Source organism: Collimonas sp. OK412 (assembly GCF_900112135.1).
Classification (GTDB): Bacteria; Pseudomonadota; Gammaproteobacteria; order Burkholderiales; family Burkholderiaceae_D; genus Collimonas; species Collimonas rhizosphaerae.
The window spans coordinates 255,839-275,740 of sequence record NZ_FOLC01000003.1 but is presented as its reverse complement, the minus strand read 5'-3'; the positions used below and the strand labels follow the sequence as shown (position 1 = coordinate 275,740).

18 protein-coding genes are annotated in these 19,902 nt (G+C 61.6%); 9 read left to right on the top strand and 9 right to left on the bottom strand.

The window, feature by feature from the left end; all coding sequences use genetic code 11:
• Positions 1 to 313: 313 nt before the first annotated feature.
• Positions 314 to 1,153: a response regulator gene (locus tag BM062_RS05280; RefSeq protein WP_175500894.1), complete on the top strand. Its 840-nt coding sequence runs from the start codon at positions 314 to 316 to the stop codon at positions 1,151 to 1,153.
• 172 nt (positions 1,154 to 1,325) lie between these two features.
• Here BM062_RS05280 and BM062_RS05275 read toward each other — a convergent pair whose 3' ends face one another.
• Positions 1,326 to 2,495 carry a vWA domain-containing protein gene (locus BM062_RS05275; protein WP_092394225.1) on the bottom strand — a complete coding sequence of 390 codons (1,170 nt, stop codon included), beginning with the start codon at positions 2,493 to 2,495 and terminating at the stop codon, positions 1,326 to 1,328.
• 5 nt (positions 2,496 to 2,500) lie between these two features.
• Positions 2,501 to 3,355, bottom strand: coding sequence for an AAA family ATPase (locus BM062_RS05270; protein ID WP_092394222.1), 855 nt, complete (start codon positions 3,353 to 3,355; stop codon positions 2,501 to 2,503).
• Positions 3,356 to 3,489: 134 nt separating this feature from the next.
• Here BM062_RS05270 and BM062_RS05265 point away from each other — a divergent pair, with 134 nt between their 5' ends.
• From BM062_RS05265 to BM062_RS05255, 3 genes are all read left to right on the top strand, one after another.
• The gene (locus BM062_RS05265) at positions 3,490 to 5,688 is read left to right on the top strand and encodes a site-specific recombinase (protein ID WP_092394219.1); all 2,199 of its coding nucleotides are present in this window, start codon (positions 3,490 to 3,492) and stop codon (positions 5,686 to 5,688) included.
• Between the two features lie 429 nt (positions 5,689 to 6,117).
• A complete protein-coding gene (locus BM062_RS05260; RefSeq protein WP_092394216.1) occupies positions 6,118 to 6,438 on the top strand; it encodes a c-type cytochrome in 321 nt (106 codons plus the stop codon).
• Between the two features lie 12 nt (positions 6,439 to 6,450).
• The gene (locus BM062_RS05255; protein ID WP_092394213.1) at positions 6,451 to 6,801 is read left to right on the top strand and encodes a c-type cytochrome; all 351 of its coding nucleotides are present in this window, start codon (positions 6,451 to 6,453) and stop codon (positions 6,799 to 6,801) included.
• Positions 6,802 to 6,855: 54 nt separating this feature from the next.
• Here the strand turns inward: BM062_RS05255 and BM062_RS05250 are convergent, their stop codons facing one another.
• A complete protein-coding gene (locus tag BM062_RS05250; RefSeq protein ID WP_092394210.1) occupies positions 6,856 to 8,262 on the bottom strand; it encodes a heavy metal sensor histidine kinase in 1,407 nt (468 codons plus the stop codon).
• Positions 8,259 to 8,930, bottom strand: a complete 672-nt coding sequence (locus BM062_RS05245) for a heavy metal response regulator transcription factor (RefSeq protein ID WP_092394207.1) — start codon at positions 8,928 to 8,930, stop codon at positions 8,259 to 8,261. The genes BM062_RS05250 and BM062_RS05245 overlap by 4 nt, the downstream gene beginning before the upstream one ends.
• Positions 8,931 to 9,163: 233 nt before the next feature.
• On the opposite strand from BM062_RS05245, the gene BM062_RS05240 reads away from it, so the two are divergent.
• From BM062_RS05240 to BM062_RS05220, 5 genes are all read left to right on the top strand, one after another.
• Entirely contained in the window at positions 9,164 to 9,373 is a 210-nt protein-coding gene (locus BM062_RS05240; protein WP_092394204.1) for a hypothetical protein, read from the top strand.
• Positions 9,374 to 9,479: 106 nt separating this feature from the next.
• Positions 9,480 to 9,749 carry a DUF4148 domain-containing protein gene (locus tag BM062_RS05235; RefSeq protein WP_175500893.1) on the top strand — a complete coding sequence of 90 codons (270 nt, stop codon included), beginning with the start codon at positions 9,480 to 9,482 and terminating at the stop codon, positions 9,747 to 9,749.
• A gap of 81 nt (positions 9,750 to 9,830) precedes the next feature.
• On the top strand, positions 9,831 to 11,126 hold the full coding sequence (locus BM062_RS05230; RefSeq protein ID WP_092394198.1) for a TolC family protein: 1,296 nt from the start codon (positions 9,831 to 9,833) through the stop codon (positions 11,124 to 11,126).
• A 57-nt stretch (positions 11,127 to 11,183) separates the two neighbouring features.
• On the top strand, positions 11,184 to 12,767 hold the full coding sequence (locus tag BM062_RS05225) for an efflux RND transporter periplasmic adaptor subunit (RefSeq protein ID WP_092394195.1): 1,584 nt from the start codon (positions 11,184 to 11,186) through the stop codon (positions 12,765 to 12,767).
• Positions 12,768 to 12,788: 21 nt separating this feature from the next.
• The gene (locus tag BM062_RS05220) at positions 12,789 to 15,962 is read left to right on the top strand and encodes a CusA/CzcA family heavy metal efflux RND transporter (protein WP_092394192.1); all 3,174 of its coding nucleotides are present in this window, start codon (positions 12,789 to 12,791) and stop codon (positions 15,960 to 15,962) included.
• 87 nt (positions 15,963 to 16,049) lie between these two features.
• On the opposite strand, the gene BM062_RS05215 is transcribed toward BM062_RS05220, so the two are convergent.
• The 5 genes from BM062_RS05215 to BM062_RS05195 all read right to left on the bottom strand — a co-directional run bounded on the left by BM062_RS05215 (position 16,050) and on the right by BM062_RS05195 (position 19,894).
• Positions 16,050 to 16,475, bottom strand: a complete 426-nt coding sequence (locus tag BM062_RS05215) for a DUF1841 family protein (RefSeq protein ID WP_092394189.1) — start codon at positions 16,473 to 16,475, stop codon at positions 16,050 to 16,052.
• 5 nt (positions 16,476 to 16,480) lie between these two features.
• Positions 16,481 to 17,179, bottom strand: coding sequence for a VIT1/CCC1 transporter family protein (locus tag BM062_RS05210; protein WP_092394186.1), 699 nt, complete (start codon positions 17,177 to 17,179; stop codon positions 16,481 to 16,483).
• Positions 17,180 to 17,183: 4 nt separating this feature from the next.
• A complete protein-coding gene (gene nth / locus BM062_RS05205) occupies positions 17,184 to 17,834 on the bottom strand; it encodes an endonuclease III (protein ID WP_092394183.1) in 651 nt (216 codons plus the stop codon).
• Positions 17,831 to 18,556 (bottom strand): electron transport complex subunit RsxB, encoded by a 726-nt coding sequence (rsxB, locus tag BM062_RS05200; protein ID WP_092394180.1) that lies wholly within the window; start codon positions 18,554 to 18,556, stop codon positions 17,831 to 17,833. Before rsxB ends, nth begins: the two co-directional genes overlap by 4 nt.
• A gap of 102 nt (positions 18,557 to 18,658) precedes the next feature.
• The gene (locus BM062_RS05195; RefSeq protein WP_092394177.1) at positions 18,659 to 19,894 is read right to left on the bottom strand and encodes a polyhydroxyalkanoate depolymerase; all 1,236 of its coding nucleotides are present in this window, start codon (positions 19,892 to 19,894) and stop codon (positions 18,659 to 18,661) included.
• Between the last annotated feature and the right edge of the window lie 8 nt (positions 19,895 to 19,902).

The following is a 19,902-nucleotide window of genomic DNA, read 5'->3' as shown; positions in this document are numbered from 1 at the left end:
GGGTAAATGTAAATTATTGTTAATTTGCAACTAATTTCCAATGGGAGCGGAGATTACTCGTTATTATCCCTGCGCATTCTAATGAAAAAGCCGTTCGCTTGCGCAAGCAACATACTGGAAACTGCGCGAAAACCGCGCGGAAACTGCGGGAAATCAAATATCCGCGGGAGGCGGCCGCGATGCAGATGCGATTTTGTTGACAGCCGGCAATCGAATGTTGTTGTTTTGCACAGTGTGTCAATCAGGGTGTAAGTTGAACAGGGCCGCTGTTATGATGGCCTCGCCAGCGTTCGCGCAGCAGGGATATATAAAAATGAAAAATCATGATGCATCATTCGCCATCCGTTTCATCGGGTTTTCCGCCCGGGAAATCAATATTTTCGACGCCACTTTTTCAGTCGAGCAAAACCGCCAGAAACAGTATTGCCGTTTGCCTGCCGACAGCCTGCAGGAGCCGGACCTGTACCTGGTGAACGCCGACGACCTGAAAGCCCTGGCTACCCTGGCCGACATGGAGCCGAACAACCTGCGGCCGGTATTGCTGGTCGGCGCTCCCCACGTGGAATTGCCGTTTGCCGCGGTCGAACGGCCGATTCGCTGGCTGAAGCTGTTCGAAGCCCTGGATACCTTGATGGAACGACGCCAGATCATGCTGGCCAAGCAGAACCCGGCCGACGTGGCGCTGGCCGGCAATGTTGCCGAACGCCGCCGGCGCGAGCGCCTGGACCTGGACCTGACCGATCCGCTCGAATACGAACGCATGCGCAGCAAGCCGCCGCAGAGCGACCGCATCCTGGTGATCGATGACCAGTCGACGTTTCGCGACGACCTGGCAATTACCATGGCGCACCATGTGGTGCCGGTGGAATGGGCCGGCACCCCGGAGGCTGCGGCCGAGGTTTACCAGCGCCAGAATATCTCGGTGGTGCTGATCAATCCGCAGCTGGGACGGTTCGATCCCTATGAAGTGTGCATCACCATCAAGCAACAGTATCGCGACACCAGGGTGGCGGTGATTTTCCTGATCGACCAGGGTTTTACCTACGACCACGTGCGGGCGCGGCAAGTGGAGTGCGACGGTTTCCTGGACCGGCACCTGGGCCAGCCGCAGATATTGCTGGCGCTCGGAAAATTCCTGTCGCTGCGGCGCTAGCAGCCTGCCGGACTTAGGGGATCGAAGCGAAAAAATAGCTGGGCGAGGACAGATTTTGCCGGATTCGCAGTGTCAATAGCCAAGCTATTGACCAAGAAGCTGGTGAAATATGGACCGCTCGGCTATTTTTGCAGCCGATCATCCTGAGTCCGACAGGCTGCTAGAGTCCGTGCTACTTGCTTAGCAGGCGCATGCCGCGTTCCAGGCCGTCCATGGTCACCGGAAACATGCGGTTGCTCATCAACTGCCGTATCACTTCCACCGACTGCCGGTATTGCCACAGGCCCTCGGGTTCAGGATTGAGCCAGATGAACTTCGGGAAAGCCTTGGTGAAGCGCTGCAGCCATTCGGCGCCGGCCTCTTCATTGTTGTATTCCACCGAGCCGCCCGGCTGCAGGATTTCATAGGGGCTCATGGTGGCGTCGCCGACGAAGATCAGCTTGGTGTCCGGCGTGTATTTGCGCAGGATCTCCCAGGTCGGGAAGCGTTCCGCATGGCGCCGCTGGTTGTTTTTCCATACATAGTCGTAGACGCAGTTGTGAAAGTAGAAGAACTCCATGTTCTTGAACTCGGTCTTGGCGGCGGAGAACAGTTCTTCGGTGCGGGCGATGTGGTCGTCCATGGTGCCGCCGACATCGAGCAGCATCAGCACCTTGATGTTGTTCTTGCGCTCCGGCCGCATCTTGATGTCGAGGTAGCCGGCATTGTTGGCGGTGGCGCGTATGGTGTCGTCCAGCGCCAGTTCTTCGGCAATCCCTTCACGCGCGAACTTGCGCAGCCGGCGCAGGGCGACCTTGATATTGCGCGTGCCCAGTTCGCGTTCGTCGTCATAGTCGCGGTAAGCGCGCGCATCCCAAACCTTGACCGCGGTGCGGTTGCCGCCGCTGCCGCCGATGCGGATGCCTTCCGGATTGCTGCCGCCGTGGCCGAACGGCGAAGTGCCGCCGGTGCCTATCCACTTGTTGCCGCCTTCGTGCCGTTCTTTCTGTTCCTCCAGCAATTCCTGCAGGCGGTCCATCAGCTTGTCGTAGTCGAATTTCTCCAGCTGCGCCTGCTGTTCCGGCGACAATTCGCGTTTCATGCGCTGGATCAGCCATTCCAGCGGGATTTCGGCATTTTTCTCGAAGACGGTCTGGATGCCCTTGAAATAGCGGCCGAAAGCCTGGTCGAACTTGTCGAAGTGGGCTTCGTCCTTGACCAGCGTGGTGCGCGCCAGGTAATAAAAATTATCCAGCGTAGGCGAAATGACCTTGCGCTGCAGCGCTTCCAGCAGGAGCAGGAATTCCTTGATCGACACCGGGATCCTGGCGTCTTTCAAGGTGAAGAAAAAATCGATCAGCACGGGATTTACCGGTTTTTCCTGGCCATGAACACCAGGCGTTCAAACAGATGCACATCTTGCTCGTTTTTCAGCAGGGCGCCGTGCAGCGGCGGCACTACCGCCTTGGCATCGCTGCTGTGCAGGGCTTCCGGCGGGATGTCTTCGGCCAGCAGCAGCTTGAGCCAGTCCAGCAGTTCCGAGGTCGAGGGTTTCTTTTTCAGGCCGGCGACGTCGCGCACCTGGTAGAAAGTCTCCAGCGCTTGCGCCAGCAGGTCTTTCTTCAGGTTGGGGAAGTGCACATTGACGATGTCCTGCATGGTCGCCTTGTCCGGAAACTTGATGTAATGGAAGAAACAGCGGCGCAGGAAGGCGTCCGGCAATTCCTTTTCATTGTTCGAGGTGATGATGACCAGCGGCCGATGCCTGGCGCGCACCATTTCACGTGTTTCATAAACGTAAAATTCCATGCGGTCCAGCTCGCGCAGCAAGTCGTTGGGGAACTCAATGTCGGCTTTGTCGATCTCATCGATCAGCAATACTACCTGTTCATCCGCGTTAAACGCTTGCCACAGGACACCTTTGACAATGTAGTTGTGGATGTCCTTGACCCTGGCGTCTCCCAGCTGCGAATCGCGCAGGCGCGATACGGCGTCGTATTCGTACAAACCTTGCTGGGCTTTTGTGGTCGACTTGATATGCCATTGCAGCAAGGGCATGTCGAGGGCGGCGGCCACTTCCTCCGCCAGCATGGTTTTGCCGGTGCCTGGCTCGCCCTTGATCAGCAGCGGCCTCTGCAGCGTCAGGGCTGCATTGACTGCCAGTTTCAAGTCGTCGGTGGCGACGTAGCTGGGGGAACTTTCAAAACGTGTCTCGGGTCGCATGTCGTTAGTGATGAGGAAGCATCAAGGAAGTAAACAAAGCCGAGTATAAACGAGATGGCCGATTGGCTGGCCCGCGCTCAAAAACGCATTGTCCTTACAAGGCAAGCATTTCCTCACTGTTATAAGAATAGCCAATGAAAATTCTGTTTCTCCGCCTGCGGGTGATGTGGCGCCGGTTTCGACACGGCGAGCGGCACCTGGAGGCTGATAGCCGGCACTACGCCACCCAAGCCGACGCCTTGATGCGCCGCGCCAATCCGTTTTATTCCTGGCAAGAACGCGCCAACTGGATCATCGATATCGTCCAGTGGCTGCGCCACGTCCCCAAAGTCTCCATGCTCGACGACGACGCCAGGCTGCGGGCCAAGCAGCAGCGCCTGCATTTCCTGCTGGAATGGCTGGACAGCAACCGCGACGTGCGGCGGGTGGTGCAAGCCACGCTGCAGAAAACCTTGCGCGAGGCAGCCGGGCCCGAACTGTTTTGCGCCACAGGCTTGCCGCATGAACCGGCGTTCTTCAGCGAACTGACCGAACACGCGGTGAAGCTGGTGCTGCCGAAACCGCCGTTCGAGGCCGATCTGTCCGCTTTGTTTACCGCCTTGTTTCCAACCCCGGAAGATGCCGACTGGCTGCTGGCGCTGGACAGGCAAAGCGTGGCGCAGATCTGGAAACTGATCGCCGACGACGGCATCGCCCACAGTTACCAGCAGCAGATCGACGAGGCCCTGATCTACCTGGCGGCGACCGTGCTGGCCGACGGCATCAGCAAAGCCTTCCGCCAGAAGCTGGACCCGAAGATGCCTTTGCAGGCAACCCCGTTCATGGTGTTGCGGCGCGAGCTGGAAACCTACCTGTATGTCAGCCCGCGGGATGAAGCCGCCTTGCGCAGCGTGCGCATGCTGATTGCGGTCTGCCAGGCGCAGACCGACAGGATCTACGCCCACCTGGACGAGCACGGCGTGTCGGTCAGCCTGGTCTACCGGGTCGAACGCATGCGCGCCCAGCTGACACGGATGGCGCTGCTGACCGACCTGCGCTCCGCGATTTTCGGCCAGGACACCGAGCCGGGAGCAGGGCAGGTCCAGGCCCTGCTGGGAGACCTGATCGCCGCCCATCACCAGCGCTCTTCGGTGCGCGGGCTGATACAGCGCAGCTTCTCTCTGTTGGCGCGCAAGATGGTCGAGCGCAACGCCGACCACGGTGAGCACTACATCGCCCGCGACAGCAAGGAATACCGGGCCATGCTGAAGGCGGCCGGGCGCGGCGGCGTCATCACGGCGTTTACCGTGCTGGGCAAATCCCTGGTGTCGGCGGTCGGCGCGGCGCGCTTCTTCGAGGGGCTGTTTGCATCCCTGAATTATGCCGTCAGCTTCATGGCGATTTCCGCCGTCGGCGGTGTGCTGGCGACCAAGCAGCCGGCAGTCACGGCGCCGGTGCTGGCCTCCAAGATGGGGCAGCTGGATACGGTAGAGGGCTTGCGCGCGCTGCTGAGCGAAATCGCCTTGCTCTTGCGTTCGCAAGCTGCCGCGGTGTTCGGCAACCTGATGGGCGTGGTGCCGGTGATGCTGCTGATCTCCGGCGCCATCCTGCTGGCTACCGACGCGCCGATGATGACGGCCGAGCACGCCAGCGCCAGCTTGCACAGCCTGTCGGTGATCGGACCGACTCCCTTGTTTGCCGCTTTCACCGGGATCTTGCTGTGGCTGTCGAGCCTGGCCTCGGGTTTTGCCGACAACTGGTTTGCGCTGCGCCGCCTGCGCGAAGCGCTGACCCATCAGCGGCGCCTGGTATTCGTGCTGGGGGCGATGCGGGCCGAGCGCTGGGCCGCCTGGCTGGACCGCAACGTGGCGCAGATTGCCGGCAACGTTTCGCTTGGCCTGCTGCTGGGGATGACGCCGGTGCTGGCCCAGTTCTTCGGCTTGCCGCTGGACGTGCGCCATGTGACGCTGGCCACCGGCACGCTGACCGCAGCCGCCAGCAGCCTGGGCTGGGAAGTTTTAGCGGCGCCGCAATTCTGGCTGGCGGTTGCCGGCATCGCCAGCATCGGCGTGTTGAATGTGGGCGTCTCGTTTGCCTGCGCGCTGACATTGGCCTTGCGCGCGCGCGACGTGCCGGCGCGCATCCGGCGGCTGGTGTTCCGGGCGGTATTGCGCCGGTTCAGCGCCTCGCCGCGTTCCTTCCTGTTTCCCGAACGGCCGGCGGCTCCAGCCGGCGCAGGAGCGCTGGTTGATGCAGCCACGGCTGACATCGTCGACAGCAATCCCGCCGGGCCTGTGTCGCCGTCGGAGGCGTCGCCTCTGCGGCAACGCCAGCCCGGCAGCCGCCATGGATGAGGCGGCCGCCGTCCCCGGCCGGCAGCGATAGCGCCGGCAAAAGCCTGCCAAGGCGGTGAAAAATGATTGTCCCGGCCTCGCAAATGCTGCGATTTTGGCATTGGCGGGCGTGGACTGTGCTTGTTTCTTGGGGTAAAATTAGCCGGTTTTGGCGTAGGGTGGCGACGGCAGTCAGCGTCGGGCAGGGCTACCTTGGCAATAAATGCCGCAGTATATGCAGCAAGGCATAGAGACTATATCTATGGCCCGTGCTGTATTTCCTGCAGTATTTGAGGCAATATTCGCGGCAAGTTCGCAGTAAAAGGCACCAGGAAAACTGAAATGAGCTGTAATAAGCGGTGCAGGGACGGCGGGAGACACGCAGCCTGGACCCGCAACAGGTTTTCCATGGTTCCTTAAACCGGTTTCGCTACAAATTACCCAGCTAATATGAAAAAACTAATTGCACTTCTCGCGCTCGCGAGTCTTGCCAACCTGGCCGCAGCCGCGGACGTGGTAGGCAACGCTAAGGCAGCTGAAAACAAGGTATCGATGTGTATCGGCTGCCATGGTATTCCCGGCTATAAAGCTACCTTCCCGGAAGTCTATCAAGTGCCCATGCTTGGCGGCCAGTCGGCAAAATATATCGAGAATGCGCTGGCAGCCTACAAAAAAGGCGAACGCAAGATGCCAACCATGCGCGGCATCGCGGCCAGCCTGTCCGAGCAGGACATGGCGGACATCGCAGCTTATTACTCGCAGCAAAAATAAGGGACCCACATAATGAAAAAGATTTTTGCTGGCGTGGCGTTCCTGCTTTCCACCGGATTCATGCAAGCCCATGCCGCCGGTAACATCGCGGCGGGTGAAGCCGCTACCAAAAAATATGCCTGTGCATCCTGCCACGGCGCCGATTTCCATACCCCGATCGATCCCAGCTATCCGAAGCTGGCAGGCCAGCCGCAGGATTACCTGCAGCATGCCCTGATCGCCTACCAGCGCGGCAGCGACGGCCCGAACGGCCGCAGCAATGCGATCATGGGCGGCCAGGCCAAGGCCCTGTCGCACCAGGAAGTGCAAGATATCGCTGCTTACCTGCACAGCTTGCCGACCACTTTGGTGCTGCGCAAATAAAGCTGATCCGCCTGCGGACAAAAAACCACGCAATCATCGTTGCGTGGTTTTTTTTCATTTGCCGTCCGGGAAAAGCAGTGTGAACACGGTGGTGTGGTCCGCCCCGCGGTTCAGGTCAACCCGGCCGCCATGCAGTTTCATGATTGACTGCACGATAGCCAGCCCGAGGCCGGCCGAAGAGGCCGAGTCGCTGCGCGCCGGATCGGCCCGGTAGAAACGGTCAAACAGTCTCGGGATGGCCGAATCCGCGATCTGCGGGCCGGGATTGCTGACCGTGATCACGGTTGCCTGTTCCACTTGCCCGGCTTGCAGCAGGATCGTCTGGCCTGCTTCGGTATAGCGGATCGCATTCGCGACCAGGTTGCTGATCGCGCGCCGCAGCAGCATGGGGTCGGCCCGTACCTGGCCGGACGCGGTTATGCTCAGGCGTACGCCGCTGTCCTCCGCCACTCCTTCAAAATAGTCAGCGATGCGTTGCAGTTCCAGGCGGCAGTCGAGCTGCTCGAAGGCCAGCGCGACATGCGCATGGTCGGCGCGCGCCAGGAACAGCATGTTGTCGAGCATGCGCGCCAGCCGTTCATACTCTTCCACGTTGGACACCAGCAGCCCCTGGTATTCTTCCGGCAAACGCGCCTGCGCCAGCGCGACCTGGGTTTGCACCATCAGGTTATTGATCGGCGTGCGCAAGTCGTGCGCGAGGTCGGCGGAAAACTGCGACAGGCGCTGGAAGCTGTCGTGCAGGCGGTCCAGCATGCCGTTGAACGCCACCACCAGCTGCTGCAATTCATACGGCGCACTGGCTACGTCCAGGCCGCGGTCCAGGCGTTGCGCGGTGATGGAGTGCGCCTGCTGCGCGATCAGGCGGGCCGGGCGCAAGCCGCGCCGTACCAGCGCATAACCCAGCAGCGCCGCCAGGATTGCGCCCGACAGGGCCGCGCCGAGTATCTGCTTGCGATAGCTGGCCAGCATCTCGATGCTGTCGCTGGTGTTATGGGCGACGATGATCTGCATTTTTTCCCCGGTGCTGTCGATGCTGGCCCAGAGCGCCGTGGCCCGTACCGGCAAACCGGCCGAGGTGCGCAGGTTCTGCCTGGATTTTGCATCCGGCGCCTGGCCGACTGCCGTCATCGGCAGCGGCGGCAAGCTGCCGGCCTCGGGTCGCGTGTCCAGCAGCGGCGTGCCGTCGGCGCTGCGCAATATCAACAGCAGGTCATCGTGGCCGAGCGTGGCGTCCATGAAGGAATGCGGATCGTCGCGAATCGCCTGGACCGACCTGGCCTTGGCAGCCAGGTGCCGCATCAGCGTGATTTTTCCCATCAGCTCCTGGTCGTCGTGGTGTTCCAGCTGGCGCGCCAGCGAAAAATACAGGTAGCTGCCGACCAGGGTGAACGTGAGCAGGGTCGCCAGCGCAAACAACAGCGCCAGGCGTACCGTCAGCGAGCGCGGGGCCCACAGCTTCAAGTCCGGTCCTCCAGCACGTAGCCCATGCCGCGCACGGTGTGGATCAGCGGCGGCGCATAGGGCTCGTCGATCTTGATGCGCAGGCGCCGGATGGCGACATCGACGACGTTGGTGTCGCTGTCGAAATTCATGTCCCACACCTGCGACGCAATCAGCGAACGCGACAATACTTCGGACTGGCGCTTGGCCATCAGGTGCAGCAGGGAAAATTCCTTGGTGGTCAGGTCTATCCGTTCGCCGTTGCGCGTGACGCGCCGTTTCATCACGTCGATTTCCATGTCGGCGATGTGCAGCAGGTCCGATTCGCGAATCGGACCGCGCCGCAACAGGGTGCGGATCCTTGCCACCAGTTCGGCAAATGCGAAAGGCTTCACCAGGTAGTCGTCCGCGCCCAGTTCCAGGCCCTTGATGCGATCCTCGACTTCGTCGCGCGCGGTCAGGAACAGCACCGGCGTCGAATGGGTCTTGCGCAGCTCGCTGATCACCAGCCAGCCGTCCATGCCGGGCAGCATGACGTCGAGCACGATCAGGTCGTAGTCTTCCGTGGTGGCGCAGTGCAGGCCATCGGCGCCGGTGCGCACCCAGTCGACCACATAGCCGGATTCGCTCAATCCTTTGCGCAGGTATTCGCCTGCCTTGGGTTCGTCTTCCACCAACAGGATGCGCATATATGTAGCCCTTCCGCTTGCGTGTGTTGTTGCTGCCGGTTGCCGCCTACCGCCGATTATCTTACAGAACCCGGCAGCGGTGGATTACAAAAGCGTAATCCAGCCGTCACCTTCCGGTTTCCGTCTCCTTCCTACACTTGGCTTCAACGATGCGGTCACGGCAAACGGTTCCATGCATCTCTGCAAGCCGGGACTGTGTCGTTGAACTCTTTCTTAATTTTCTGGAGATTGAAATGAACGCTAAACAATTATTCGCCGTACTGACTTTGATGGCTGCTAGCGGCGCCGCATTGGCGCAAGCGCCTGCTGCAGACAAGCCGGCGGCCCCGGCCAACACCGAAACCGCAAAGGAAGCGGGCAAGGCGGCTGCCGGCAAGAACAAGTCCGGCGCGCATGACCACAAGCAAGACGGCCCGAAAAAGTCGATTTATTCCGGCGCCTGAACCTGGGCGTCAATCTAAACCGTAATTACCCATCGCTCCGACGCAGTGGCCGCGTCGATATCGCCGGCTGGCCGTTGGAGTGTTTCCAGATGAAATGGAGAAGCAGATGAATATCAAAAAAATGTCCGTTGCAGTTGTTTTGCTGGCTGCAGCCGGCGGTCTGATGGCCCAGCCTGCGGCGCCAGCCGCGGGCAAGACCCGCGCGGAAGTTGTGCGCGAACTGGAGCAGGCGCACGCCGCCGGCCAGATGTCGGTGGCGGATGCCCATTATCCGAAAGCGCCGGAGGGCGGCAGCAAAGACGGCATGGCGGCGCCGTCGGAACCGGTGGCAGATGAATCCCACCAGAAGGTCGATCCGGCCTACGCCGGCAATTGAGTCATGCCGCGGATTTCATGGCGCGGGCCTGGCGCCCCGTTTGCCTTGCAGTCCGGCACAGCTGTTTTTGGGGAGTAGGGTATGTATAAGCTTTTCTTGCCGCTCGGTCTGGCGGTATTGGCTTGCCAGCCGTCTTTGGCGCAGGAAGCAAAACCGGCGGCCGCACCGCCGGTCATCGATTACAGGCTGCCGCCGCTCAAGAGCAGCGATGCCGGCAGCCGGCTGACGCTGGAACAGGCGCTGGCGCAGGCATTCAAGAGCAATCCGGAACTGGCGGCGGCGGTGCTGGAAGTCGCCGCAGTAGATGCTTCCGTGCTGCAAGCCGGCGCCAGGCCCAATCCGGAACTGTCGACCTTGCTGGAAGACACGCGCAAGGCGACCCGGACCACCACCATACAGCTGAACCAGACGCTGGAGCTGGGCGGCAAACGCGGTGCGCGGATCGCCGCCGCGGAGAAAGGCCGGGATGCCGCCAAGGCGGACCTGCTGGCCAAACGCGCCGACATACAGGCGGCGGTAGTCGCTGCCTACTTTGCCGTGCTGGAAGCGCAGGAGAACCTGCAGCTGCTGCAAAGCTCCCTGCAGCTGGCGCAACGAGCCACCGTCCTCACCGCGAAGCGGGTGAGCGCCGGCAAGGTAGCGCCGATCGAAGAGACCAAGGCGCGGGTTGCCGAAGCCGGCGTCCAGGTCGAACTGCAGCAGGCCGGCAGCGCCTTGAATATCGCGCGCCGGCGACTGGCCGCTACCTGGGGCGACAGCAGCCCCGCTTTTGCCGCCGTCGACGGCGACATCAACAATCTGCCGGCACTTCCTGCCATCGAAACATTGCAGGCGCGCCTGCGCGATTCGCCCGCTTTTGCCAGGGCACGGCTGGAAGTGGAGCGCCGCCAGGCCATGGCAGAGCTGGAGCGCCGCCGCCGGATTCCCGACGTTACCGTCAGCATCGGCAGCAAGCGGGCCGAGGAGATCGGGCGCAATCAAATGATTGTCGGCTTGTCGATTCCGATTCCTGTGTTTGACCGCAACCAAGGCAACCTGCTGGAAGCCTTGCGCCGCACCGACAAGGCCCGCGACGAACAGAAAAGCGCTGAACTGCGCCTCAATGGCGAACTGGCGGACGCCTATGAACGGCTGAAGCTGGGGCGGCAGCAAGTGGCGGCGCTGCAGGACGAAATCCTGCCGGCCGCACAGAACACCTATGACATCACCACCAAGGGTTTTGAACTCGGAAAATTCAGTTTCCTGGAAGTGCTGGACGCGCAGCGCGTGCTGTTCCAGGCCAAGTCGCAGGCCCTGCGCGCACTTGCGGATATCCATCGCGCCGCCACCGAAATCGAGCGTGTGCTGGGAACCTTTCCGTCAACCGACCCTTTGTAGTCGGCAAATCAATCAGCCTATCAATCAGCCTATCAATCAGCTTATGAAGCAGCCAATATGAACATCAATCTGAGCAAAAGCAAAGTTATCGCGGCCGGCGTCACGGCGATTATTGTGCTGGCAGTCGCGGGCATATACCTGGGTGGGGGCAGCAACGGCGGCGATAAGCCGGGCGACGGCTCGCACAGGGAAGCTGTCGCGCACGCCGATACCGAACACCATGGAGAAAAGGCATCCGAGAAACACGATCACGACAGCCAGCATGCGGACGGCGAACACCATCCGGCAGGCGCGGCTGCAAGCGCAGGCCCGCATGGCGGGAAATTGTATGCCGAGGACAAGCTGGCGCTGGAGGTAAACATGATCGAGGCAGCGGGCGAAGCGCGGCTCCAGGTCTGGCTGTTCAATGACGGCAAGCCGTTGGCGCCGGATGCGGCCAAGCTGGAGCTGGTATTGACCAGGCCGGATGGCGAAGTCCAGGAAATCGGCTTCACGCCGGAAAAGGATTTCCTCAGGAGCATCGTGCCGATAGCCGAACCGCATGTGTTTGACGCCAGGCTGCAGCTGCAATACGGCAAGCAGGCGATGCAAGTCAGGTTTTCCCAGGAAGAAGGCAAGGTCGAGCTGGACCAGGCCCAGGTTGCAGCTTCCGGCGTCAAGCTGGAGAGCGCCGGCGCCGCCAAGGTCAAGACTTCGATCACCTTGCCGGGAGAGATCCGCTTCAATGAAGACAAGACGGCCCATGTGGTGCCGCGCCTGGCGGGGGTGGTAGAGCAGGTGGCGGTGAGCCTCGGGCAACAGGTCAAGAAAGGACAGCTGCTAGCGGTGGTGGCCAGCGCCGGCCTGGCGGAACAGCGCAGCGAATTGCTGGCGGCGCAGAAACGCTTCACGTTTGCGCGCACTACCTATGAACGTGAAAAAAAGCTGTGGGAAGAAAAGATCTCCGCCGAGCAGGATTACCAGCAAGCGCGGCAAGTCATGAACGAGGCTGAAATCGCCTTGCAGAACGCGCGCCAGAAACTTGATGTGCTGGGCACAGGGGCCGGCAGTCCAGGCGCCTTGAACCGCTATGAGATCCGAGCGCCGTTCAATGGCCTGGTGACCGAGAAACACATCGCGCTGGGCGAGGCGGTGGCGGCAGACGCCAGCATTTTCACGATCTCCGACTTGTCCACCGTGTGGGCCGAGATCATCGTGCCGGCCAAGGACCTGAACCTGGTGCGGCTGGGCGAAAAGGCCAGGATCAGCGCCACCGCCTTTGAGTCGACGGCGAGCGGCAGCATTTCCTATGTCGGCGCGCTGCTGGGCGAACAGACCCGCACCGCCAAGGCGCGCGTCACCCTGGCCAATCCTGACATGGCCTGGCGGCCGGGACTGTTCGTCAATGTCGAAGTGGTTTCCAGCGATGTTGAAGTGGCGGTGGCGGTGCAGCCGCAAGCGATACAAAGCGTCGACGACAAGCAGGTGGTGTTTGTCCGCATCGCCGACGGTTTCATGGTGCAGCCGGTGACCGCCGGCCGCGCTGACAGCCGGCACGTGGAGATCGTCAAGGGACTGAAGGCGGGCGCGCGCTATGCGGCCGAAGGCAGTTTCGTCCTCAAATCGGAACTCGGCAAGAGCAGCGCCGAGCACGCACATTGATGAAGCAAAGGATCCGATCCCATGTTTGAACGCATCATACGTTTCTCGATCGAGCAGCGCTGGCTGATCATGCTGGCCGTGTTTGCGATGGCAGCGCTCGGCATCTACAACTACCAGAAGCTGCCGATCGACGCGGTGCCGGACATTACCAACGTCCAGGTGCAGATCAATACCGCTGCGCCCGGCTATTCGCCGCTGGAAACCGAACAGCGCGTGACCTTCCCGATAGAAACGGTGATGTCGGGCTTGCCGCACCTGCAGCAGACGCGTTCGCTGTCGCGCTACGGCCTGTCGCAAGTGACCGTGATTTTCAAGGATGGCACCGATATCTATTTTGCGCGCCAGATGGTCAATGAGCGGATCCAGGAGGCGAAGGGCAAGCTGCCGGCCGGCGTGACGCCGGCGATGGGGCCGATTTCAAGCGGCCTCGGCGAAATTTACCTGTGGACGGTGGAAGCCAGGGACGGCGCAAAAAAAGCGGACGGCAGCGCCTACACCGCTACCGACCTGCGGGAAATCCAGGACTGGATCATCAAGCCGCAGCTGCGCAATGTCAGCGGCGTCACCGAGATCAATTCGATCGGCGGCTTCGCCAAGGAATACCAGGTGGCGCCGGTGCCGGAGAAGCTGGCGTCCTACGGCCTGACGCTGCAGGACATCGTCACCGCGCTGGAGCGCAACAACAGCAACGTCGGCGCCGGCTATATTGAAAAGCGCGGCGAACAGCTGTTGATCCGGGCGCCAGGCCAGGTGCAGTCGATGGAGGACATGCGTAACATCATCCTCGGCAATGTGCAGGGAGTGCCGATCCGTATCCGCGATGTCGGCGAGGTAGTCATCGGCCGCGAATTGCGCACCGGCGCCGCCACCGAAAACGGCCGCGAGGTGGTGCTGGGCACGGTATTCATGCTGATCGGGGAAAACAGCCGCGCCGTCTCGCAGGCGGTCGACCGCAAGATGGTGGAAATCAACCGCAGCCTGCCGGCCGGGGTCGAGGCGGTCACGGTCTACGACCGCACGGTGCTGGTCGACAAGGCGATCAATACGGTCAAGAAGAACCTGCTGGAAGGCGCGATCCTGGTGATCGCCATCCTGTTCATGTTCCTCGGGAACATGCGCGCCGCGATCATTACCGCGATGGTGATCCCGCTGTCTATGCTGTTTACCTTTACCGGCATGGTCCAGTACAAGGTGAGCGCCAACCTGCTCAGCCTGGGCGCACTCGATTTCGGCATCATCATCGATGGCGCGGTGGTCATTGTCGAAAACTGCGTGCGGCGCCTGGCCCATGCGCAAGCCCACCATGGCCGGCCGCTGACCCGTAGCGAGCGCTTCCATGAGGTGTTCGCCGCTTCCAGGGAAGCGCGCCGTCCCTTGCTGTTCGGCCAGGTCATCATCATGGTGGTTTACCTGCCGATCTTTGCGCTGACCGGCGTCGAAGGGAAAATGTTCAATCCCATGGCCTTGACGGTGGTGATCGCCCTGGTCGGCGCGATGATACTGTCGATTACCTTTATCCCGGCGGCGGTGGCGCTGTTCATCGGCAAGCGCGTGGCGGAAAGCGAAAATTTCCTGATGCGCGGCGCCAAGCGATTTTATGCGCCGGTGCTGGAATGGGTGATGCAGCGCAAAGCCATGGTGCTGGGCGGCGCGCTGGCGGTGCTGCTGTTGTCCGGCTTGCTGGCGACCCGCCTTGGCAGCGAGTTCGTGCCTAGCCTGAATGAGGGCGACATGGCGATCCAGGCGCTGCGCATCCCTGGCACCAGCCTGACGCAATCGCTGGAAATGCAAAAGCAGATCGAGAGCGCGTTGAAGCGGCAGTTTCCCGAGATAGAGCGCGTATTCGCCCGTACCGGAACCGCGGAAATCGCTTCCGATCCGATGCCGCCAAACATATCGGATGGCTACATCATGCTCAAGCCGGAAGCCGACTGGCCCAAGCCGAAGAAAACGCGGCCCGAACTGCTGGCGGCGATCCAGGAAGCCGCCGGCAAGATTCCCGGCAATAACTACGAGTTTTCGCAACCGATACAGCTGCGTTTCAACGAACTGATTTCCGGCGTGCGCAGCGATGTCGCCGTCAAGATATTCGGCGACGACATGGCGGTCCTGAACGACACCGCCGACAAGGTTTCTAGCGTGCTGGGCAAGATCACCGGCGCTGCGGAAGTGAAGATCGAACAGACGTCGGGGTTGCCTATGCTGACGGTGAATATCGACCGCGACAAGACCGCCCGCTATGGCTTGAACGTGGCTGAAGTGCAGGATGTGGTGGCCACCGCCATCGGCGGCAAGGAAGCCGGCACCTTGTTCCAGGGCGACCGCCGTTTCGATATCGTGGTGCGTTTGCCGGAGGAGCTGCGCAGTGACCTGGAAGCCTTCAGGCGCCTGCCGATATCCCTGCCGCGCAGCGCCGGCGGAGAAGGCCGCACCAACTATATCCCGCTGGGCGAAGTGGCCAGCCTGGAGCTGGCTCCCGGGCCGAACCAGATCAGCCGGGAAAACGGCAAGCGGCGGATCGTGGTGAGCGCCAATGTGCGCGGCCGCGACATCGGCTCGTTCGTGGCCGAGGCCGAAGGCAAGCTGCAGCAGCAAGTCAAGATCCCGTCCGGTTACTGGACCAGCTGGGGCGGCCAGTTCGAGCAGCTGCAGTCGGCCAGCCAGCGCCTGCAGATCGTGATTCCGGTCGCCTTGCTGCTGGTATTCACGCTGCTGTTCGCCATGTTCGGCAACATCAAGGATGGCTTGCTGGTATTCAGCGGCATTCCGTTTGCCCTGACCGGCGGCATTGTCGCCTTGTGGCTGCGCGGGATTCCCCTGTCGATTTCGGCGGCGGTCGGGTTTATCGCGCTGTGCGGGGTGGCGGTGCTGAACGGCCTGGTGATGATTGCTTTCATCCGCGGCCTGCGGGAAGAAGGCCGCAGCCTGGAGACGGCGATCCGCGAAGGCGCGCTGACCCGCTTGCGGCCGGTGCTGATGACGGCGCTGGTGGCGTCCCTGGGTTTTGTGCCGATGGCGATTGCTACCGGCACCGGGGCGGAGGTGCAGCGGCCGCTGGCAACGGTGGTGATCGGAGGAATCCTGTCGTCGACCATCCTGACCTTGCTGGTGCTGCCGATCCTGTACCAGCTGTTCCATCGCCGCGACGAAGGCGAAGACGGCAAAAGCGCCGAAGGGACCGCCGTCCCGCATTGAATTCGCCAAACCTCGGTTCCCTGCCCAAATCTCCTTGGGTTTGCGCCTGGATCACATCCAGGCGTTTTTTTGCAGGATCGAACCGCGTTAAACGCGTTTCCTGACGCAGTCGATATAGGCAGCGCCATCCGGCGGCAAGCCGCTGCGCTGCGAATTCCAGATCATCTCGCCCAGGCATTCCATGATGTGATGATGGGCTTCGTGTTCCGATTGCAGGCGCTGCGTCAAAGCCGTGGCGGCGGCGCGTATGCCTGGCGGCTGGTCGATCGAGATCTGCTCGGCGATAGACAAGTGCATGGACAGGTGCAGGAAGGGATTGGTCTGGCCGTTCTCGACCGAGTAATCGGCGCCTAGCGCGGCGTCGACATCCTTCAGGTCGTCGTCATACTCGGGATGCTGTTTCAGCCAGTCGCTGGCGATGGCCTCCAGCGGCGTCAGGATTTCATTGGCGCGGTGCTTGCGGTAGGTTTCGCAAAAAAAGCGCCGCACGTCGTCTTGGGATGGATTGAACATGGTGGTTAACTGATCAGTCTGGCGATGCCGAAGGCGACGGCCGCGGCCAGGCCGCCAACCATCAGGGTTTGCAATGCCGATTTGACGGCGCCGGTGCCGGTGACGCTGCCTTTCAGGTAGCCGAAGACAAACAGCGCCAGCAGCGTCACCGCGGTAGAGGCGGCGAGCGCGCGCGGGATGGATGTCATCAGCATGTAGGGCGCGAGCGGGATCAGGCCGCCGACCAGGTAGGACACGGCGATGGTGACGGCGCTCTTCCTGGCTGCGGCCGGCCGCGGTTCTTCCAGGCCGAGTTCAAAGCGCATCATGAAATCGCGCCAGGCGACCGGGTTGCGTTCCAGCCCGGCCAGCATCGGTTCGCATTCCTGTTTGGTCACGCCATACTGGGCCATGATGTCGATCACTTCCTTGCGCTCGCGATGCGGCACGTTCAGGATTTCCTGTTCTTCACGCTCGCGCTCGGCATAGTAATGCTGGCGCTGGGTACGCCCCGCCAGGTAACCGCCCAGGCCCATGGCGATCGAACCGGCGGCAATTTCGGCGACGCCCGCGGTGACCACGATATCGATGCCGACAGCGGCGCCGCTGATGCCGGCAGCCAGCGCAAACGGCACCGTCAGGCCGTCGGCCATGCCGATGACGATGTCGCGCACGGTGTCGCTGGCTTGGAAGTGGTGTTCGGTATGCGGATGAGAATGCTGCATGGCTTTATATCCCTTTTTCCGGCAACGGCGTTTTCGCCTTGAAATCGCACAGGTCGGCAATGCTGCAGTTCCAGCATAGCGGTTTGCGGGCAATGCAGGTGTAGCGTCCATGCAGGATCAGCCAATGATGGGCGTCCAGCAGGAACTCGGCGGGCACCAGTTTCATCAGCTTGTGTTCGACCGCATCCACATCCTTGCCCGGCGCGATGCCGGTGCGGTTGGAGACCCGGAAGATATGGGTGTCGACGGCAATCGTCGGCACCCCGAAAGCGGTATTGAGCACCACGTTGGCGGTCTTGCGGCCGACCCCGGGCAACGCCTCCAGCTGTTGGCGGGTGCGCGGCACCTGGCTGTCGTGCAGGGCCACCAGCATGCGGCAGGTTTCGATCACGTTCTTGGCCTTGGTGCGGTACAAGCCGATGGTCTGGATGTATGGAATCAGGCCGTCGACGCCGAGTGCGTAGATTTGCGCCGGCGTATTGGCGACCGGATACAGCTTGCGGGTCGCCTTGTTGACCGAGACATCGGTGGCCTGCGCCGACAGGATCACCGAGATCAGCAATTCAAACGGCGTGGTGTATTCCAGTTCAGTGGTCGGGTGCGGCAGGGCGGCGCGCAGGCGGGTGAATATTTCCCGGCGTTTTTCGGCATTCATTGCGAGTCCTTGGCAACCTGTTCGGCTTGTTGTTCTTTCTTCAGCCGGGCACGTTCAATGGCGGCCTGGATGATGGCTTTCTTACGTTGCTGTTCGGCTTGCTGCTCCGGCGTTGCGGCGGATTCGGCGGCGACCGCCTTGAGCTTTTCCGCGGCCTTGGCAGCCAGGCGCTCATCGTTTTCCCGCTTCTCGCGCGCTACCCTGAACAGATGGAAATCGTGGCGGGCGCGGGCGCCGTCGGCTTGCTGCCGGGTCCACGCATCCCAGCCGGTAGCCGGGCCGCTCGCTTCGACCATGGCGATGCAATCGACCGGGCATGGGGCCACGCACAGGTCGCAGCCGGTGCACAGGTCGTTGATGACCGTGTGCATCTGCTTGGCGGCGCCGGCGATGGCGTCGACTGGGCAGGCCTGGATACAGAGCGTGCAGCCGATGCAGGCGGCTTCATCAATGACCGCCAGCGGCCGCGGCCGCTCGGCGCCGTTGGCCGGGTTGAGCGGGATGACGGGCTTGTGCAGCAATTGCGCCAGCCGGGCCACGCCTTGCTGGCCGCCCGGCGGACACTGGTTATAGCCGGCGCTGCCGTCGGCGACGGCTTCGGCGTAGGGACGGCAAGCCGGATAGCCGCACTTGGTGCATTGCGTCTGCGGCAGCAGCGCTTCGATACGGTCGGCGAGGGAAGGCGAGGACACGGGCGGCAGGGAGCTGGGTGATGACAACATGGGGCATATTATACCGGCGCCGCGCCGAATAAAAAAAACCGCTCCCGGCGAAGGAGCGGTTTTTGCAGCGGATTTACCGGATCGGCAGAGGACAGGGCCGGCTTAAGCGTTGTCCTTGATAAATGCGGTAATTTTCGGGCAAATCAGTTCGCGCCAGCGGCGGCCCGAGAAAATTCCGTAGTGGCCGCATTTTTCGGCGGTGTAGTGCTGTTTCTTCGATTTCGGGATGGAGCTGCACAGGTCGTGCGCGGCCTGGGTTTGCCCGGGGCCGGAAATGTCGTCCAGCTCGCCTTCGATGGTAAACAGCGCCACGCTCTTGATATCCTGCGGCCGCACCAGCTTGCCTTCGACTTCCCAGGTGCCGTGCGGCAGGGCGAAATCCTGGAACACGGTCTTGATGGTTTCCAGGTAGTACTCGGCCGGCATGTCCAGCACCGCGTTGTACTCGTTATAGAACTTGCGGTGGCTGTCGGCCGATTCGTTGTCGCCTTCGCGCAGGTGCATGTAGAAATCCCAGTGGCTCTGGGCATGGCGGCTCGGATTCATCGCGACGAAACCGGCATGCTGCAGGAAGCCCGGGTAGACCTTGCGGCCGAAACCAGGGTAATTGGACGGCACGCTATAGATCACGGTGTTCTCGAACCAGCTGAACGGCTTCTCGGTGGCCAGGTTGTTGACGTCGGTCGGCGATTTGCGCGGATCGATAGGGCCGCCCATCATGGTCATGCTCTTTGGCAAGTGGCTGTCCTTGGCGCTTGCCATCAGCGAGATTGCGGCAAGTACCGGGACGGTCGGCTGGCAGACTGATACCACATGCAGGTCCGGCCCCAGCTGGCGGATGAAATCCTGTATGTAATATATATAGTCGTGCAAATGAAAAGGGCCGTCGCTGGCCGGCACCATGCGCGCATCGGTCCAGTCGGTGATATAGACATCGTGTTCCGGCAGCAGGCCGCGCACGGTGTCGCGCAGCAGGGTCGAATGATGGCCTGACAAGGGGGCGACCAGCAATATGGTCGGCTGCTTGAGGGCGGCCAGTTCCTTGTTGCCCAGGTCCTTCTTGAAATGCAGCAGGCGGCAGAACGGCCGGGTGGTGGTCACTTCCTCGATGATCCTGACGGGCTTGTCGTTGACCAGCGTGCTGTCGATTTCGAACTCAGGCTTTTCATACTGCTTGCCGAGGCGGTACATCAATTCGTAGCCGGCGGCGATGCGCTGCGCGAAGGGCGTGTGGGAAAGCGGCGAGATCGGGTCGGTGAAGAGCCTGCTGCCGGCATCGGCCCATTGCACAAGAGGATGGAGTAAAGAGCGGTTGAATTCGTGAAATTGGTAGAGCATGCATTACC

Coding starts and splice junctions, on each gene's coding strand:
- BM062_RS05280 (WP_175500894.1), top strand. CDS start 314: ATGAAAAATCATGATGCATCATTCGCCATCCGTTTCATCGGGTTTTCC.
- BM062_RS05270 (WP_092394222.1), bottom strand. CDS start 3,355: ATGCGACCCGAGACACGTTTTGAAAGTTCCCCCAGCTACGTCGCCACC.
- BM062_RS05265 (WP_092394219.1), top strand. CDS start 3,490: ATGAAAATTCTGTTTCTCCGCCTGCGGGTGATGTGGCGCCGGTTTCGA.
- BM062_RS05260 (WP_092394216.1), top strand. CDS start 6,118: ATGAAAAAACTAATTGCACTTCTCGCGCTCGCGAGTCTTGCCAACCTG.
- BM062_RS05255 (WP_092394213.1), top strand. CDS start 6,451: ATGAAAAAGATTTTTGCTGGCGTGGCGTTCCTGCTTTCCACCGGATTC.
- BM062_RS05245 (WP_092394207.1), bottom strand. CDS start 8,930: ATGCGCATCCTGTTGGTGGAAGACGAACCCAAGGCAGGCGAATACCTG.
- BM062_RS05240 (WP_092394204.1), top strand. CDS start 9,164: ATGAACGCTAAACAATTATTCGCCGTACTGACTTTGATGGCTGCTAGC.
- BM062_RS05235 (WP_175500893.1), top strand. CDS start 9,480: ATGAATATCAAAAAAATGTCCGTTGCAGTTGTTTTGCTGGCTGCAGCC.
- BM062_RS05230 (WP_092394198.1), top strand. CDS start 9,831: ATGTATAAGCTTTTCTTGCCGCTCGGTCTGGCGGTATTGGCTTGCCAG.
- BM062_RS05225 (WP_092394195.1), top strand. CDS start 11,184: ATGAACATCAATCTGAGCAAAAGCAAAGTTATCGCGGCCGGCGTCACG.
- BM062_RS05220 (WP_092394192.1), top strand. CDS start 12,789: ATGTTTGAACGCATCATACGTTTCTCGATCGAGCAGCGCTGGCTGATC.
- BM062_RS05215 (WP_092394189.1), bottom strand. CDS start 16,475: ATGTTCAATCCATCCCAAGACGACGTGCGGCGCTTTTTTTGCGAAACC.
- BM062_RS05210 (WP_092394186.1), bottom strand. CDS start 17,179: ATGCAGCATTCTCATCCGCATACCGAACACCACTTCCAAGCCAGCGAC.
- nth (WP_092394183.1), bottom strand. CDS start 17,834: ATGAATGCCGAAAAACGCCGGGAAATATTCACCCGCCTGCGCGCCGCC.
- rsxB (WP_092394180.1), bottom strand. CDS start 18,556: ATGTTGTCATCACCCAGCTCCCTGCCGCCCGTGTCCTCGCCTTCCCTC.
- BM062_RS05195 (WP_092394177.1), bottom strand. CDS start 19,894: ATGCTCTACCAATTTCACGAATTCAACCGCTCTTTACTCCATCCTCTT.